Raw genomic sequence first — 15759 nt, forward strand, 5'->3', positions numbered from 1 at the left:
ACGGTTCGGTCAGTGTTGTCCGGTTGCAGGAGGTGGGAATCAGTGGCTGCGAGAGAGCAGGACGATCGCCGGTCGGGCGACGGAGGTCTGCATCCCAAGGCGCGAGCCCGCAAGCCCACGATGGACGACATTGCGGTCCGTGCGGGGGTTTCGCGGACGCTCGTTTCGTTCGTACTCGGCGGCAAAGCCGGTGCGGGGGAGAAAACGCGAGAGCGTGTTCTTCGAATCGCCGAGGAACTCGGGTACAAACCCGACGCTACCGCGCAGCTGTTGGCGCGCGGACGCAGCCGAACTATTGGAGTTCTGGTCGACGTCGAGCAGCCGTTCCAGGCTCAACTGGTGAAGCGAATCTATCCGATCGCCAAAGCGGCCGGCTACGAAGTTCTGCTGTCCGCCAGCGCGCCGGGACGAGACGAAGTAGCTGCCGTCGAATCGTTGATCGGCCACCGATGCGAAGGGCTGATCCTTCTCGGCCCTAGCTCGGAACAATCGTACTTCGAGGAGTTGGAAGAGCGAGCCGTCGTGGTTGTCGTCGCAAAGCCTCTGTCTCCGAGCAACTTCGACAGTGTTCGCAGCGCTGACGGCAGTGGCGTCCGGCAATCCGTCGACCATCTGATCGAACTCGGTCACCGCTATGTGTGGCACATCGATGGGGGATCCGGTCCGGGAGCAGCGATCAGAAGCGCCGCTTATTGCAGCGCGATGAACCTGCACAACCTGGGTGATCGAATTCGCGTGATCGACGGAGCTCACGACGAAGCGTCGGGCATTGCGGCCGGGCAGCTCATGCTCGATGAAGGCAGGTTACCGACAGCGGTTCTTGCGGGCAACGATCGCTGCGCATTGGGCCTCATGGATGCTTTCGACCGGGCCGGTGTCGATGTGCCCGGGGATGTGTCCGTCGTTGGGTACGACGACAGCGACATTGCGCGCCTTGCTCGGATCGATCTGACGACCGTCCGGCAGGACGTGGACGAATTGGCCGAGAACGCTGTTGCTTTTGCGGTGACGCGGCTCGAAAACGCCTCCGCCCCAGCGTCCGAGATGATTGTCGAACCGCATCTCATCGTGCGAGGAAGCACCGGACCTGTGCCGTCCGGGCCCCGTGTGAGGGCATTGGCGCGACGAGGTCTGCATCCGGCCTTTTGACTTCGCCGTGTGATGTGGCCCATAGTTGACGCTACTAACGCGCTTAAGTAATCCAGCTGCCGAGCGCACTCGAACCAGGAGATCAGATGTCGAATTTCGTAGAGGCCGGTGGCACTGCAGTGAAGTCCGCTGCCGCAGCAATTGCGTTTGCCTTGATGCTGCTCGTCTTGATGGTTGGTTTCGTCGCCTCCGGAATCATCGGTGTCGCAGGGTCGATAAAGGATTGAGAACGTTGTTGTGACTGCGGTAGGCAATCAGTTGCGCTCCGAATATCGGAGGTCTCCACTGCTCCGATCCCGCTGCTGGGGTCGGAGTTTTGTCGTGTAGGCCCCGCCTCGGATCAGCTCCTCGCTGTCGTGAATTTGTGTCCACGAGACTCCGTTCCGGGGCTCGTGGTCACGTCCACGCGAGGTGAGAGCGGTTGTCCCAGTAACTGTCTGGGGACTCTGCAATGTCGAGATCGCTCGCCGCGATCAGATCGCGGTCGATCGCGAGAGCAGCGACGTTCTGCTGGAGTTGAGCCACTGTGGCCGCGCCGGAGAGCACGACATCGGCCCACGGTTGCGCGAGTGCCGTTGCCAATGCGAGTGCATCACGGCCGACCCCGGCCGAATCCGCGACCCTGGCGAGTGCCGAATCTTGCGCCACGAGTCGGCCATTGGCCATCGCCTCTTTGACGACGACGAACCAGCCGGCCTCGTGTGCACGTGCCAGGGCGGGGCCCACGGACGGCTCGAGGGGGTTCCACGTCGACTGCACCGAGCTGAACACCCCGATGTCCAGCGCTGTATGCACCACATCGGCTTGATTCGGCCCACTGGTACTGATACCGATTCGGGTACCGCTGTCGGCTATGGCGCTCAGGTCGTCGAGCAGTGCGGTGTCACTCAGCGCAGGACTGTCCGGGGTGACGCTGTGAATCAGGTAATGGTCGGGCGCGCCGCCGAGCTCGTGCAGGGTCTGGGGCCACTGTTCGGCCAAGCGTGCAACCGAGTGCTCTTTGACTTCATGAACTTCGGCTCCCCGCTGGAAATCGGCGACGTAGGCGTATCCCCATTTGGAGCCGATCACGAGGTTCTCGCGCCGATTCGGGTGTCGAATCAACCAGTTGCCGAGGAACCGCTCGGCCAACCCGTAGGAGCGCGCGACGTCGAAGTGTCGAACGCCGCTGTCCCATGCGGCGTCGAGTGCCGCGTGGCACAGCTGCTCCAAGGCTGCCGGATCGAATCGTCCGTCCACTGCAGCGGAGTGCCCGACCGTCAGGTACTCGGGGCGTCCGAGTGCGGCGAGGCCGAGACCGAGTTGCGTCATGTCGTCAGTACTTTCGTTGTGCCGTGGCGAAAACAACCACCATATCCGCGATCGGGTAGCGCTTGCGGCCTCGATACGAAATGTTGCGAGACATGAGTTCTCAGCTGAGACTGGGAAGTTGCTGGGCCGCGCGACGCGATACCGAAAAGGCCCGGCTGCAGAACGACTACGGAGGAGAGAGCGGATGTCCGATTTCGCAGGGAAGCCACTGATCGGTGAGATTCGGCTTGCACGCGCACGTGCTGGATCGAGCTGGGCCAGCTTGGCCGAGGCCATCGACATGCCGGTGGCGTGGACGGTGTCGGCGCTGTACGGCCAGCATCCTCTCAGTGTCGCTCAGGCCGATCTGCTCGCAGAGAAATTGAGCATGCCCGAGGGCTCGTTGTTCGAGCTGACCCTGGCTCCCTATCGCGGATCACTCGACATCTCTTCGGATCCCGCGGTCTACCGATTCCATGAGGCGCTCGAGGTGTACGGACCCGCACTCAAAGAACTGATCGCCGAGGAGTTCGGCGACGGCATCATGAGTGCCATCAACTTCACGATGAACATCGAACGTCGCCCGCACGATGACGGGGATCGCGTCGTGGTGACGTTCGATGGGAAGTTCCTCGACTATCGATGGACCGAGTAGGCCGAAATCTGGATTACCGCCGGGGAAGTGGATCGGGTTCTTCCGAGCCGGGCAGGGCCAGTGCGCGCCGCATCCAGCCGTACACTCGCTCGTCGTTGAGGAGGGTGAAATGGTGCGCACTGTTGATCGCCAGACCGTCATCCGGCCGAAGGCCGATGTTGCGCAATTCGTTTCGACCGATGGCGCTGTCGGTGCGGACCAGGCCGTCGCCCACGAACAGCCCGACCGGGTTGCGCGGATTTCCGGTGACAACGGCGGAGGCGTGATGGTGTCGTACCACCTCTGGAACAGCGACATCCATGGCAGCGCCGACGTCGAAGCTGTCGGCGTAGCTCGCATGCCCTTCTTCGTCGGTGATTGCTCCGTGGATCAGGTCGCGGACTCCCGCGCTTCGACGCGCCAGTAGGTTCGCGAACGGCCGGGTCTCCGGAACCAGTGCCAGCGCTGCTGTGGCGACATGGACGCCGCGCGCCAGCGGCGCACCCAGATGTGGTGTCCCCAGGGTGAATACGTCCGTCAACAGGTCCACCCATCGACGGCCGCTCTCGGCGGCGTGGTGAGCGGCGCTGCGTGAGACCAAGCCGCCCATGGAATGACCGACGAGTGTGATCCGGTGAACCCGTACCGGCCATGCCGTGACGAGCTGCTCCAGCATCGCCGACAGGTCGGCGCCGTTCGTGGCGATGCGGCGTCCGGTGTTGTAGCGCAGGAAGATCGAGGTTGTTGCAGCCTCGGCGTCCAGCCGCTCCCCGTAGGTGGGCCGCCCGCCGAGCCGCCATGCCGACTCGGTCTCGACGAGCCCGTGCAGGAACAACACGAGGTGTGCTCCCGCATCGGGAAACGCCGCCGCCAGAGCGCGGTATTTCGGGGGTACGGGGCGTCCGTCGACGCGTATCGACATCGGATAAGCGAGGGTCCGCGCGGTCCGCTCCATGTCGTCGCCGATGAGACCGTGCAGGACCGCGATCGTCTGCGCGCCGCGTGCAGTGTGCGACGGCGACGGGCGGGGGTCGTCCTCCGTCACGTCGTCCTCCGTCACGTCGTCGTCGGTGACTTCGGAACTGCCGGCCAGGGTACCGACAGCCTTGGCTGCGCCGGTGCAGGCGGCCGCGATGCTCGCGTAGGTGCCCGCGGCGATCGCGTCGTGCATCAGCTGTGTCGGTAGAACGGCTGGACCGACGCCGAGTCGCACGGCAGCGAACGTGCGTCGTGCAATTGCCGAGTGGACTGCGCGAACACCGCCCGCGGCCGACGCCAACTCGCGAAGAGTGAGCTCGCCGAGTTCACCCAGCTCCTGTGTGCGCTGAGATTTGTTCCCCACCGAATCCAGTGTACGTATGTCCACTGAAACCGTCACGTCAGTCGCGGCGGCCGACCACCGGGTTCAGCTCGGATGCCGCAAGGCCGCCCGGCTCGACACCGGGAAGGAATTCGCGCCACGTGCCGCTGATCAGCGTCGGCGACTCCACAACTCGAGCCCCGTCGGCGAAGTAGGTGGTGGCCAGCGCTCGGCGTGGCTGCGTCGTCAGGTTCGGCCCCGCGGTGTGGAAGCACAGGGCGGAATGGAACGACACGTCGCCGACTGCAAACGGCTCCGAGTTCACCGCGACGTCACGTTCGACGAAGCGCTGCGCGACGGCCTCGTCGTACGACGTGCCGACCTTGTCGAACTCCAAGTCCGCAACCTCGTCCAGCACCTTTCGGCCGCGAGCGAACGACAGCGGACCCATGCGGCCGGGGATCGCCGACATCGGCATCCACGCAGTGACCGCCTGGGTGGTCTGCAGCGGGAAATGCTCGGCGTCGTGGTGCCAGGGTGTGCGTCCGCAACTGGGCTCCTTGGACAACGCGTTGTCGTGATAGAGCCGAACGGCCGGTTCGTCGAGCAAAGCCGCGGCCAAGCCCCCGATTCGGGGAGACAGCGCCACGGCGCGCATCAGGTCGTCATGGAGCCACATCTGTTCCAGCGCGGTGAACCGGCCCGCGACGTCGTCGCCGTGCTCGGCTCGCAGCAGCTCCTCGAGGCGCTCGGCGAGGCGACGTACGACGGCCGGCGAGAAGACGGCGGGCAGCCGGACGAAGGCCTGTCGAGCGAATGCGTCGACGGCAGCAGGGTCGAGGTCGTAGGGCTCGGCAAGCTCACGCTCGACCTGCGCGTCCGTCGCCGCCTCGACGTCGGGTAGGCCGGGACCGTCGACCAGCTCGGTCGGCATCGTGTCGTTGGCGGCCAGCGTGACGTACCAGTCCCACCAGTCCTGATCGTCGCCTGCCCAATCCTGATCGATGCCGCCGTCGCGATTCTGTTCGGGGAGAAGCTCATTGGTCATCGGGTTCAGAGCCACAGCAGTGCCGCCTCGTGAGAAAAGGTGTAGGAACCGGACGCGTCGCGACAGGAGGCAAGGTAGTCACCCAATACCGGTGCCGCCTCCATCTCCTCCAGAGACACGGAGTCGTCGAAGGCGCAGCGCTGCAGAAAGCCCTCGGCGACAACGCGATCGGATGTACCGGTTGTGTACGTGACGCGCTGGTCGCGCACGTCCGCGCCGGCTTTTCTCAGTGCGTCGCGCACCTGCTCGGCCGTCGTGTACGGCGTCGCCTCGTGCACGCCGGCGCGGAAGGCGTCGTAGAACGCGAGGTAATGCGACGCCGCCGTGGCCTGTGCGACCAGTCCCAGACCGCCGGGGGCCAGCGCGGCCACGAAGCGCTCGGCTGCGGCGTCCAGCTCGGCCGGCGGCAGGGCGTAGAGCGCGTGGGTGGCCCAGACGACGTCGTACCCGGTGTGATCGGCGGGCAGGTCCTGCAATGTCATCACCAAGTCGTGCCGGGGTACGAACGGCGCGCCGAGCGCTCCGCGCGCCTCTGCCACCGAGAACGCGGACGGGTCGAGCAGGTCGTAAGCCAGCTCGGGCACGGCGGACAGATCGGTGTACCGGCGCAGTGCGGTCGGGAACTTGCCGCTCCCGCAGGCCACATCGAGCAGCGACGAGCCATCGCGGCTGTGCTCGGCGAGTAGAGCGGGCCAGTCGGCGGCCAGTGCCAGCTGTCGGTAGTCCTCGGTGGCCAGGGCGTAGAACGCCTCCATGCCTGTGCGTCCGGCCTCGCTCCAGTGTTCGAGACTTCGTTCGGCTGTGTCTTTGCTGCTCACACAAACTCCTGTTCGGAAGGCGGCCGCCAGACACCGAGTGGGTGCGTCTGGTTGACTCGATCTGGTGTCCAACATAGCTCCGAATTCGTCGACCGACACCGCCGCCGCGTTTCTCGACGAAGTACGCGCGGTGCGGCGTGGGGCCGCGGCCCTGCCCGGTCTCGAGCCCGACTCGTACGCCCGAGACCACGCCGCCTTCGAGCGACTCTCCGACCAGCGCGGCCTGATCGCTGAGCACTTCACCGGCCGGCTGGCTGCGATGGGGGACGGACCGATCTCGGTGCTGTCGGTTGGCTGCGGTGACGGCTCGCTGGACGTCCGGCTCGCCGCAGGGCTGGTGCAGAGGCTGCCCGGCCGACCGGTGCGGTACGTCGGCATCGACCCGTGGCCCGGGAGCGCGGAGCTCTTCACCGCGAAGATGGCCGCACTGGGGGCCGACGAGATCGACGCGGACGCGTTCGTCGCGTCGTTCGGCGACTGCCAGGTGGACGAAACCTTCGACGTCGTGATGTTCGTGCACTCGATGTACTACGTCGCCGATGTGGGAGCAACCCTGCGCGCCGCGCTGAACCTGCTGCGACCCGGCGGCCAGCTGTGGGTGGCTGTAGCACCGGCGGCCGCACTCAACGCGCTGGTCGGCGTCCTGGCCCCGCCGCTGGAGGGCCACCGGCAGTGGTTCAGCTCCGACGTGGAGAAGACCTTCGTGGACGCCGGGATCGCCCTCGACGACGTGGTGACTCTGGACGCGCTGGTCGACCTCTCCTCCGCGAGCGACGAGGTGCTGGACTTCGCGGTACAGGCTCGGCTGACCCCTGAGCTACTCGGACCGGTGCGGGCCTACCTCGACGCGGTCTTGGTACCTGGTACCGACGGCGGCCTTCGGGTGCCGCATCCGGTCGACGTGTTCGCCGCGACCCGTCGCTGATCTGGCTCGAGCAGAATCTGCGTGGGGCGAGGGACGCCCGCCGCCGCGATCCTGGGGTGGTTTCGGCAAAGACGCCCCTCGTGGTGATCCACGCTCGGTGCGCGGGGCGTGGATTGCCACCAGAGGCGTGGATCGTTTGTCTCAGGGCGTCGACGGCGGGAAATGGCCGGTGTCGCCTCGGGGGCTCATCACGGTGCCGTCGAACTCGAATGTCATGACCGACGGTCCACCCGTCGGGCAGCAAAAGGCATCGCTCTCGGTCAGCCAGTTGTATCGCACGTCGACGGTGGTGTCGGTCGACCGACGACGGTGGTGTAGCTGTACGGCTTGCCGGATGCCTGGCCGATGTAGCGCCCACTCTTGTGGAAGAACATCACGTGCGAGACGTAGGTCGCGTCGCCGATGGTCGTGTCGTTCGCGAGAGCCCACGAGATCGTCGGACAACCGTCGGCGCTCGTTCCCGGCGTGTGATCGGTGACCGTCCAACCGGTTTCGAATGGAGCCCACAGGCCGGCGATCGCGTCCTGAACGACCGGCGACGATGGATCGACACAGGGCACCACCCGCTCGGGCGGAAGGGGGTCGGCGGACTCGACTGGTGCCTGCGCCTCTGGAGCGGGCGTGAGTGCGTCGGCCGGTACTGCATCCGGAGCCTGCGCCGGGACCGACACGGCCGGGACGGAGACGGGCAACGAACTCGACGGGGGAGCAGAGGTGACGTCCCCGTCCCCGCTCCCGCACGCCGCGGCGAGAAGTGCGGTCAACGCGATCGCGGCGCATGAGGTCTTCGAGCGAGTGGTCATCTGTCCCCCTGTGGATGTCGACCTGACGAGTCGGTGACGAATCCCGAACCTGTCGGTCCGTTATGGGGGTTGTCGGCGCGGCGACAGCGTTTGTTACCTGACTGCAAGTAACGAAAGGGTCGCGATTCAGGGAGCCGATGTCATGGCAGCCGCGCTTACACGGCTGGGAAGCCCCCGGCCCGTCCGAGTAGGGCCGGCACTTCCTTGCCCAGAGCGTTTCCTAGCCACGAGGCGGCGTCCATCAGAACCTGTTGGCGCACACCGGTGTCGACGCCTGATCGATCGAGTGCGTAGATCAGGTCCTCGGACGCAATGTTGCCCGTGGCTGCCGGAGCGAACGGGCAGCCTCCGAAGCCCCCGATGCTGGCGTCCAACGCTCGCGCACCCGTATCGAGAGCGGTCAGCGCGTTGGCATACCCCGTGTTTCTCGTGTTGTGGAAATGCCACCGCTGTGGGACCCCCGGTGCTCGTGTATTCGCTATGTCGGCCAACACTCGGACCTGTGTCGGCACACCGACGCCGATAGTGTCCGCCAGAGCGATTTCCGACGGTCGGTCGTCGGCGAACTGCGCGAGGATCTCGCCCACGAACCGAGGATCGACTTCTCCACTGAACGGGCAACCGAACGCGGCCGCGATGGTGACGGTGGTGGCCAAACCGGCGGATCCTGCGTCTCGAACGACATCGCGGGCAGTCGACACTGCCTCTGCGACAGAGCAATTCTGATTTCGTCGGCTGAACTCCTCGGATGCGACGACAACGACGTTTACTTCGTTCACGCTTGCGGCGACGGCCCGCTCGAGACCGCGGCGATTCAACACGAGACCGATGTACGACACGTCGTGACGTCGTTCGATTCCGGCCATGACGTCCTCGGCCCCTGCCATCTGTGGCACCCGCTTCGGGTTGACGAAGCTGACCGCTTCGATCCGCTTGACACCGGACGTCACGCTACGGGCGATCAATTCGATTTTCTGATCCACCGACAGTGCAGTCTTCTCGTTCTGCAATCCGTCACGTGGGCCCACTTCGACAAGTTGCACGGAAGTCATGGTCCGATCTTCCACCTCGACGGTATTGCATGCAATACCTGGATTTTTCAGGTTCTAATTTTCCAGAAGCGTGGACAACCGCGCATCGCGGCTTTAAGTTGTGAACAATCACCCCATCATCGAATGGAGGCCTGCATGGTCAGGGCCGTGGATCGCGTGTATTCCCACATCCGCGACGGCATCATCGCGGGAACCTACGCGCCCGGCGCACGGCTGGGGGAGGTCGACATCGCCGAGCTGACCGACACCAGTCGGACGCCCGTTCGCGAGGCTCTTAGGCAACTCGAGATGGAAGGGCTCGTGGAGGTCGTTCCCCATCGGGGCGCACGCGTCTACACCTGGACAGCAGATGATCTCGAGGAAATCTACGACCTACGAATGACGCTCGAAGCCATGGCCGCGGCGCGGGCGGCGCGCCGAATCGGTGAGAAGGACCTCGACAGGCTGAGCGAGCTCTGCGACCTCATGGAATCTGCGGCGGCACATGGTGCCGGGCAGCAGCTGGACCTGATGGCGCAGTTGAACGATGAGTTCCACGCCATCGTGCGGACCGCCGCCGCCAGTACTCGCTTGCTGACAATGCTCGGCGCAGTCATTCAATTCCCCCTCGTGATGCGTACCTTTCACCGCTACGCACCGGCTGATGTCGCCCGTAGCCATGCGCACCATCGAGATTTGGTGGCGGCCCTGAGCAGCGGTGACGAGATCTGGGCCGACTCGGTGATGCGGGCTCACGTCCGCGCCGCGAAACACGTTCTCCTCCAATCCCTCACGCCCGACGAAGTCAAGGAGTCCGAATGAGCGAGGCCGCCCAGGGGCCGTTGTCAGACCTCCGAGTAGTAGAGATGGGCCAACTTTTGGCCGGGCCGTTCTGCGGTCAACTTCTCGCCGATTTCGGAGCCGAGGTGATCAAGCTCGAACCGCCGGGTAAGGGCGACCCGATGCGGCAGTGGGGTCGGGAAAAGCCCCACGGCAAGTCGCTGTGGTGGCCGGTGGTGGCGAGAAACAAGAAGTCGGTCACCTGCAATCTTCGTACCGAAGAGGGACAAACGCTGGCGCGCAACATCATCGGCAAGTCGGACATCGTCGTCGAGAACTTCCGCCCCGGCACGCTCGAACGATGGGGGCTCGGGTACGAAGAACTGCGCACACTGGACCCACGCCTGATCATGGCCAGGGTGACGGGTTACGGCCAGGACGGACCTTATTCTCCCCGAGCCGGCTTCGGTTCGATCGGTGAGGCGATGGGCGGAATCAGATATGTGACAGGCAATCCGGATCTGCCGCCGTCGCGGGCCGGCATCTCGCTCGGCGACTCCCTGGCTGCTGTCTTCGCAACGATCGGTGTCCTCACTGCCGTTCATCATCGGGAGCGCACCGGACGTGGCCAACTGGTGGATTCGGCGATCTACGAGGCGGTGCTCGCGATGATGGAATCACTGCTCCCCGAATACGAGATCGGTGGATACCAGCGCGAGCGCACCGGGTCGGTGTTGCCGAACATCGCGCCGAGCAATGTCTACCCGACGAAGGGTGGGGAGATGATTCTGGTGGCAGCAAACCAGGATTCGGTGTACGCCCGCTTGGTCACCGCGATGGGCCGGGCCGATCTCGTATCCGATCCTCGTTATGTCGACCACGCCTCACGTGGGGTCAACATGGAAGAACTCGACGCCGTCATCGGATCGTGGACCGCAGAGCTCGGAACCGACGAGGTGCTCGACATCCTTCACGAGGCCGGTGTCCCTGCCGGCCGCATCTACACCGCTCGCGACATGTTCGACGATCCGCATTTCGCGGCCCGCGACGCCATCGTGCGTCTGGCCCATCCCGACTTCGGCGAGATTCCGATGGCGGGCGTCGTGCCCAAGCTCAGCGACAGTCCCGGAGCCGTCCGGCATGCAGGACCCGAACTCGGAGAACACAACTCGGATATCTACGGGTCGCTTCTCGGTCTTTCCGACTCCGAACAGGCCGCGCTCGCCGACCGCGGCATCATCTGACCTCGGCCGCATCGCCCTCACTCATCGCACCGCACACCACGGGAGATCATCATGCGCTATCGACTCGGCGTCGACGTCGGCGGAACATTCACCGACGTCCTACTTCTCGAAGAAACGACCGGTACCACTTTCAGAGCCAAGACTCCGTCGACACCCGCCGATCAGTCCGTCGGCGTGCTGAACGGCATCGACAAGGTGTGCTCGGAGGCCGGAATCGAACCGTCGGAGATCGATCAAGTCCTGCACGGCACGACGGTCGCGACCAACGCGATTCTGCAGGGCCGCGGAGCTCGCGTCGGGCTCGTCACCACGGACGGTTTTCGGCAGGTGCTGCAGATCGCCAGATCGTACGTACCGGGAGGGCTGGCGGGATGGATAATCTGGCCCAAGCCCGAACCGCTTGCAGCGCTGGAGAACACCGTCGAGGTCGTAGGTCGCCTGGCGGCGGACGGCAGCGAGGTGACGGCGCTCGACGAGAACCAGGCGCGAACCCAATTGCGCCGACTCGCCGGTGCCGGCATCGAAGCGTTGACGATCTCGCTCATCAACTCGTATGCGAACGACACCCACGAGAAGCAGATTGCGCAGTGGGCTGCCGACGAACTTCCGGGCATCCCGATCTCCATCTCCAGTCAGGTCCTACCCGAGATGCGGGAATACGAGCGGACCCTGACCACGGTCGCCAACAGCTACGTTCAACCCGAGGTCTCGCGCTACGTACGTAATCTGGACACATCGTTGCAGGACAGAGGAATCACGGCTCCGTTGTCCATACTGCGCAGCGACGGTGGACTGGTGCAGTCGGCGAAGGCCTCGGAGTCACCGGTGTCGTTGCTGCTGTCCGGCCCGGCCGGCGGTGTCACCGGCGCGGTCTGGTTCGCCGAGCAGGCCGGATTCTCCGACTTCCTCACCTTCGACATGGGCGGAACCTCCACCGACGTGGCGCTCGTACTCGGTGGGCAGCCGCGCATCGGTCGCGAGACGAAGGTCGGTGACCTCGCGGTCCGCGCCACGAGCGTGGACGTGCGCACGGTCGGAGCCGGTGGCGGTTCCATTGCGCACGTGCCGGAGTTGACACGCGCTTTGAGGGTCGGGCCGCAGTCGGCCGGTGCCGATCCGGGGCCGGCAGCGTACGGGAAGGGCGGAACCGAACCGACGGTCACCGATGCGAACGTCGTCCTCGGCTACCTTCCTACCTCGCTGGCGGGCGGCGAGGTCGATCTCGACGCCGATGCGAGTCGCACCGCAGTGGCGAGAATCGCCGACGCCATCGGCCTTGCCAGTCCGGAGGAAGCCGCATCCGGGATCGTCGACATCGTCAACGAGAACATGTTCGGCGCACTGAGATTGGTGAGCGTGCAGCAGGGCTACGACCCTCGCGATTTCGCACTCGTCTCGTTCGGTGGTGCCGGTCCCCTGCACGCCAACGCTCTGGGTCGCCTCACCGGGGCGTGGCCGGTGATCGTGCCCCCGTCTCCCGGTGTGCTCTGCGCCTACGGCGACGCCACGACGTGTCTGCGTGACGAAGCCGCGCGCACCATGGTTCGTGCCTTCTCCGACATCGACGACGGTGAGTTACGCACAGCGATAGCCGAGTTGGCCGAATCCGCGGCCGAGAGGCTGTCGTCCGAGGGTGTGGCGAAAGATCAGCAGACTGCGAAATACCAAGTCGACCTGCGCTATCAGGGCCAGGGTTTCGAGATTCCCGTCGACCTCGACGCCGCCGCCCTCGACTCCGGTGACCTGCTGTCCACGCTCGGCTCTGCCTTCGATGCCGAACATCAGCGACTGTTCTCGTTCCTGCTCAAGAACGAACGCGAGGTCATCAACCTCCGAGTGACCGTCAGTGGGCCGCGCCCCGAGGTGGCGTTCCAGCCGCTGGAGGAGGGCACCCCCGATGCGTCGGCGGCGCTGGTCTCCACGAACGACGTGTGGATGGACGGCCGGTATTCGAAAGCCGGTATCTACGATCGCTCGAAACTGTTGGCGGGCAACGTCATCACGGGCCCGGCGGTCATCACCGAGATGGACTCCACCACGCTCGTGCTGTCCGGTCATACAGCGACGGTTCACCCGAGTGCCTGCCTTCTCATTGCCCCCGTCGGCGCCGACGACACTCACCGCACTCGACTCCAGGAGAACTGATGGCCACCATCATCGAGACCTCGAAGACTCCGTTCACCACGGTTCCGGTCGACCCGATCACGCTCGACATCATCGAGAACGCCCTGCGGAACGCACGTGCAGAAATGGATGAGGTGTTGTTCCGGACGGCCCTGTCACCGGGTATCCGTGAACAGCACGACGAATTCCCGCTCATTGCCGATCCGAGCGGCAAGATGGTGGTCGGTCAATTCGGTCTGTCCGTCCCCGATTTCCTCGACAACTTCTCCGGAACCGTCGGCGAGGGCGACATCCTGCTGACCTCCGACCCGTACGCCTGTGGGGCCGCGATCAGCCACGCCAACGACTGGCTCATCGTTCTCCCGATCTTCCACAGCGGGAGGGTGGTCGGGTGGTCGTCGATGTTCGGCCACATGGCCGACGTCGGCGGCAAGACGCCGTCGTCGATGCCGACGGATGCGCACACCATCTTCGAGGAAGGCGTGATCATCCCGCCGTTCAAGCTCTACAGCGCAGGAGAATTGAACGAGACCGCGTTGGACATCATTCTCAATCAGGTGCGCAAGCCCGACTGGAACCGAGCGGACCTCAACGGGCTCGTCGCGGCGTGCACCACCGCGTCGCGTCGCATCGTCGAACTGTGCGACCGATTCGGCGTGGACGTGTATCTGTCGGCGCTCGATGCGTTGCTGGACAGAAACTATCAGGCCATGAAGGTGCTGCTCGCAATGTTGTTCGTCGACGGCGAGACCATCGAGTTCAGCGATTTCATCTGCGACGACGGGTGTGGCTACGGTCCCTACGAACTCGCGATCACACTCACCCGGCACGGTGAGAAGATCCACCTCGATTTCAGCAAGGCCGCACCGCAGGCCGTCGGGCCGATCAACTACTTCATCAACGAGAACCTCGTACGAATGTTCTTCGGTATCTACGTCATCACCGTTGCCGATCCGCAGATTCTCTGGAACGACGGCTTCTATCCGTTGATCGACGTGACCATCCCCGAGGACTCGTTCTGGAAACCGCGATATCCCGCTGCACTGAACGGACGAAATCACGGGATCGGCCGTGTCTTCGACCTTTTCGGCGGACTGTTGGGAAAGAACAATCCCGAGATTCTCAACGCCGCCGGCTTCTCGTCGTCGCCGCACTTCATGTACTCCGGTCACTACGACGGAGGTGCGCGGGACGGGGAGTGGTTCCAGCTCTACTCGATCGGTTTCGGCGGCATCCCCGGTCGACCGATGGGCGACGGCCCGGACGGTCACTCCCTGTGGCCGTCGTTCGTGAACATTCCGTGTGAATACCTCGAGTCGTACTACCCGCTGCGTATCGAGCGATGGGAGACGGTCACCGATACCGGCGGTGCCGGACTGCATCGTGGCGGCAACGGTGTCGACGTGGCGTACTACTTCGAGGAGCCCGGCACCATTGCCATCCACGACGACAGGTGGCTGACCTACCCGTGGGGAGTCAACGGCGGCAAACCCGGTGCGAGAGGGAAGAAGTGGATCGTTCGGGCATCGGGGGAGGTCGAGGTGTTGCCCAGCAAGATTCACGAGGTTCCGGTCGCGCGCGGTGACGTTCTGCACTTCGTCACGTGGGGTGGCGGAGGATGGGGTGATCCGCTGGCCCGGGATCCCGAGCTGATCGGTCTCGAGGTCCGCCGAGGTCTCGTCAGTACCGAAGGTGCCCGAGCCGGTTACGGAACGGTCTGCGACGGCGATGGTGTGGTGGATTCTGCTGCATCAGAGGCTCTTCGACGGGAGATGGCGGAAGCGCGCGGTGAGATCGAGGTATTCGACAAGGGTCCGTCGATCGAGGTGATCCTCGAACGGTGCGAGGCCGAAACCGGACTGCCCGCGCCCCGTCCGCCGGTGAACGTCAGAAAGGCCGTGCGGGCGTGAACGAGACACTCGGCGCGTACCGGGAATCGGGGTTCGCCGGCGAGCTGGGCCCGGGACGTAGCCCAGCGGTGCTGGTCGTCGACATCGTCGCGGCCTATCTGGTCGACGGGTCACCCATGCGCGCGCCGGTGGACGCTGCGGTACAGGCTGCCGCAGAGCTGGTTTCGGCCGCTAGAGCCGCTGGCATTCCCGTCGTGTTCACCAGGGTCAGCTATCAGCCCGGCGGCAGTGACGGCGGCCTGTTCATGTCCAAGATCCCGGCGTTGAAGATCTTCGAGGAAGGTTCGGAACTGGGCGATTTTCCGGCGGATCCTCGTCCGCTCGCGGGCGAGACGGTGGTGACCAAGCAGTACGCGAGCGCGTTCTTCGGCACCTCGCTGGCCGCCACCCTCACGGCGAGCGGCATCGACACGCTGTACATCTGTGGGCTGACCACCAGTGGGTGTATCCGAGCGAGTGCCACCGATGCGCTGCAACACGGGTTCCGCCCGCTGGTCGTCGCGGACGCGTGCGGTGATCGTGAGCCGGGCATGCACGAGTCGAACCTGCTCGACCTGCAGGCCAAGTACGCGGACGTTCTCGATCTTCGGACGGCACTGGATCAGTTGGTGACGCAGTCCGGTTGAGCCGCTCTGACGGACGATGCCATCAGAAACGCCCCTCCTCGTAATCCACACCCGGTCCATAGGGCGTGGATTACGAC

16 protein-coding genes are annotated in these 15759 nt (G+C 64.8%); 9 read left to right on the top strand and 7 right to left on the bottom strand.

Annotation, left to right across the window (positions count from 1 at the left end; genetic code table 11):
• The first annotated feature begins 120 nt into the window (after positions 1-120).
• Together QM797_RS07460 and QM797_RS07465 are read left to right on the top strand one after the other, a co-directional pair.
• Positions 121-1149, top strand: a complete 1029-nt coding sequence (locus tag QM797_RS07460; protein WP_283275313.1) for a LacI family DNA-binding transcriptional regulator — start codon at positions 121-123, stop codon at positions 1147-1149.
• A gap of 86 nt (positions 1150-1235) precedes the next feature.
• Positions 1236-1376, top strand: coding sequence for a hypothetical protein (locus QM797_RS07465; RefSeq protein ID WP_283274629.1), 141 nt, complete (start codon positions 1236-1238; stop codon positions 1374-1376).
• A gap of 169 nt (positions 1377-1545) precedes the next feature.
• Here QM797_RS07465 and QM797_RS07470 read toward each other — a convergent pair whose 3' ends face one another.
• Entirely contained in the window at positions 1546-2460 is a 915-nt protein-coding gene (locus tag QM797_RS07470; protein ID WP_283274631.1) for an aldo/keto reductase, read from the bottom strand.
• 184 nt (positions 2461-2644) lie between these two features.
• Here QM797_RS07470 and cynS point away from each other — a divergent pair, with 184 nt between their 5' ends.
• Positions 2645-3094, top strand: a complete 450-nt coding sequence (gene cynS / locus QM797_RS07475) for a cyanase (protein ID WP_283274632.1) — start codon at positions 2645-2647, stop codon at positions 3092-3094.
• A 13-nt stretch (positions 3095-3107) separates the two neighbouring features.
• On the opposite strand, the gene QM797_RS07480 is transcribed toward cynS, so the two are convergent.
• The 3 genes from QM797_RS07480 to QM797_RS07490 are packed head-to-tail and all read right to left on the bottom strand — an operon-like array spanning position 3108 to position 6239.
• Entirely contained in the window at positions 3108-4415 is a 1308-nt protein-coding gene (locus QM797_RS07480) for an esterase/lipase family protein (RefSeq protein WP_283274633.1), read from the bottom strand.
• A gap of 37 nt (positions 4416-4452) precedes the next feature.
• On the bottom strand, positions 4453-5421 hold the full coding sequence (locus tag QM797_RS07485; RefSeq protein ID WP_283274635.1) for a phytanoyl-CoA dioxygenase family protein: 969 nt from the start codon (positions 5419-5421) through the stop codon (positions 4453-4455).
• A gap of 5 nt (positions 5422-5426) precedes the next feature.
• Entirely contained in the window at positions 5427-6239 is an 813-nt protein-coding gene (locus QM797_RS07490; RefSeq protein WP_283274636.1) for a class I SAM-dependent methyltransferase, read from the bottom strand.
• 64 nt (positions 6240-6303) lie between these two features.
• On the opposite strand from QM797_RS07490, the gene QM797_RS07495 reads away from it, so the two are divergent.
• Complete coding sequence (locus QM797_RS07495) at positions 6304-7164, top strand: class I SAM-dependent methyltransferase (protein WP_283274638.1); 861 nt, start codon at positions 6304-6306, stop codon at positions 7162-7164.
• A gap of 141 nt (positions 7165-7305) precedes the next feature.
• Here QM797_RS07495 and QM797_RS26305 read toward each other — a convergent pair whose 3' ends face one another.
• From QM797_RS26305 to QM797_RS07505, 3 genes are all read right to left on the bottom strand, one after another.
• Complete coding sequence (locus QM797_RS26305) at positions 7306-7443, bottom strand: hypothetical protein (protein ID WP_502942272.1); 138 nt, start codon at positions 7441-7443, stop codon at positions 7306-7308.
• Positions 7425-7967 carry a hypothetical protein gene (locus QM797_RS07500; protein ID WP_283274639.1) on the bottom strand — a complete coding sequence of 181 codons (543 nt, stop codon included), beginning with the start codon at positions 7965-7967 and terminating at the stop codon, positions 7425-7427. Before QM797_RS07500 ends, QM797_RS26305 begins: the two co-directional genes overlap by 19 nt.
• 155 nt (positions 7968-8122) lie before the next feature.
• A complete protein-coding gene (locus QM797_RS07505) occupies positions 8123-9019 on the bottom strand; it encodes a hydroxymethylglutaryl-CoA lyase (RefSeq protein WP_283274642.1) in 897 nt (298 codons plus the stop codon).
• A gap of 135 nt (positions 9020-9154) precedes the next feature.
• On the opposite strand from QM797_RS07505, the gene QM797_RS07510 reads away from it, so the two are divergent.
• The 5 genes from QM797_RS07510 to QM797_RS07530 are packed head-to-tail and all read left to right on the top strand — an operon-like array spanning position 9155 to position 15682.
• Positions 9155-9820: a GntR family transcriptional regulator gene (locus tag QM797_RS07510; RefSeq protein ID WP_283274643.1), complete on the top strand. Its 666-nt coding sequence runs from the start codon at positions 9155-9157 to the stop codon at positions 9818-9820.
• Positions 9817-11022 carry a CaiB/BaiF CoA transferase family protein gene (locus tag QM797_RS07515; protein WP_283274644.1) on the top strand — a complete coding sequence of 402 codons (1206 nt, stop codon included), beginning with the start codon at positions 9817-9819 and terminating at the stop codon, positions 11020-11022. Before QM797_RS07510 ends, QM797_RS07515 begins: the two co-directional genes overlap by 4 nt.
• A gap of 51 nt (positions 11023-11073) precedes the next feature.
• Positions 11074-13167 carry a hydantoinase/oxoprolinase family protein gene (locus QM797_RS07520; protein WP_283274647.1) on the top strand — a complete coding sequence of 698 codons (2094 nt, stop codon included), beginning with the start codon at positions 11074-11076 and terminating at the stop codon, positions 13165-13167.
• Positions 13167-15056, top strand: coding sequence for a hydantoinase B/oxoprolinase family protein (locus tag QM797_RS07525; protein ID WP_283274648.1), 1890 nt, complete (start codon positions 13167-13169; stop codon positions 15054-15056). The genes QM797_RS07520 and QM797_RS07525 overlap by 1 nt, the downstream gene beginning before the upstream one ends.
• Positions 15053-15682, top strand: coding sequence for an isochorismatase family protein (locus QM797_RS07530; RefSeq protein WP_283274649.1), 630 nt, complete (start codon positions 15053-15055; stop codon positions 15680-15682). Before QM797_RS07525 ends, QM797_RS07530 begins: the two co-directional genes overlap by 4 nt.
• The last annotated feature ends 77 nt before the right edge of the window (positions 15683-15759 follow it).

Origin of the sequence: Rhodococcus sp. IEGM 1381 (genome assembly GCF_030056795.1) — a bacterium.
Taxonomy (GTDB): Bacteria; Actinomycetota; Actinomycetes; order Mycobacteriales; family Mycobacteriaceae; genus Rhodococcoides.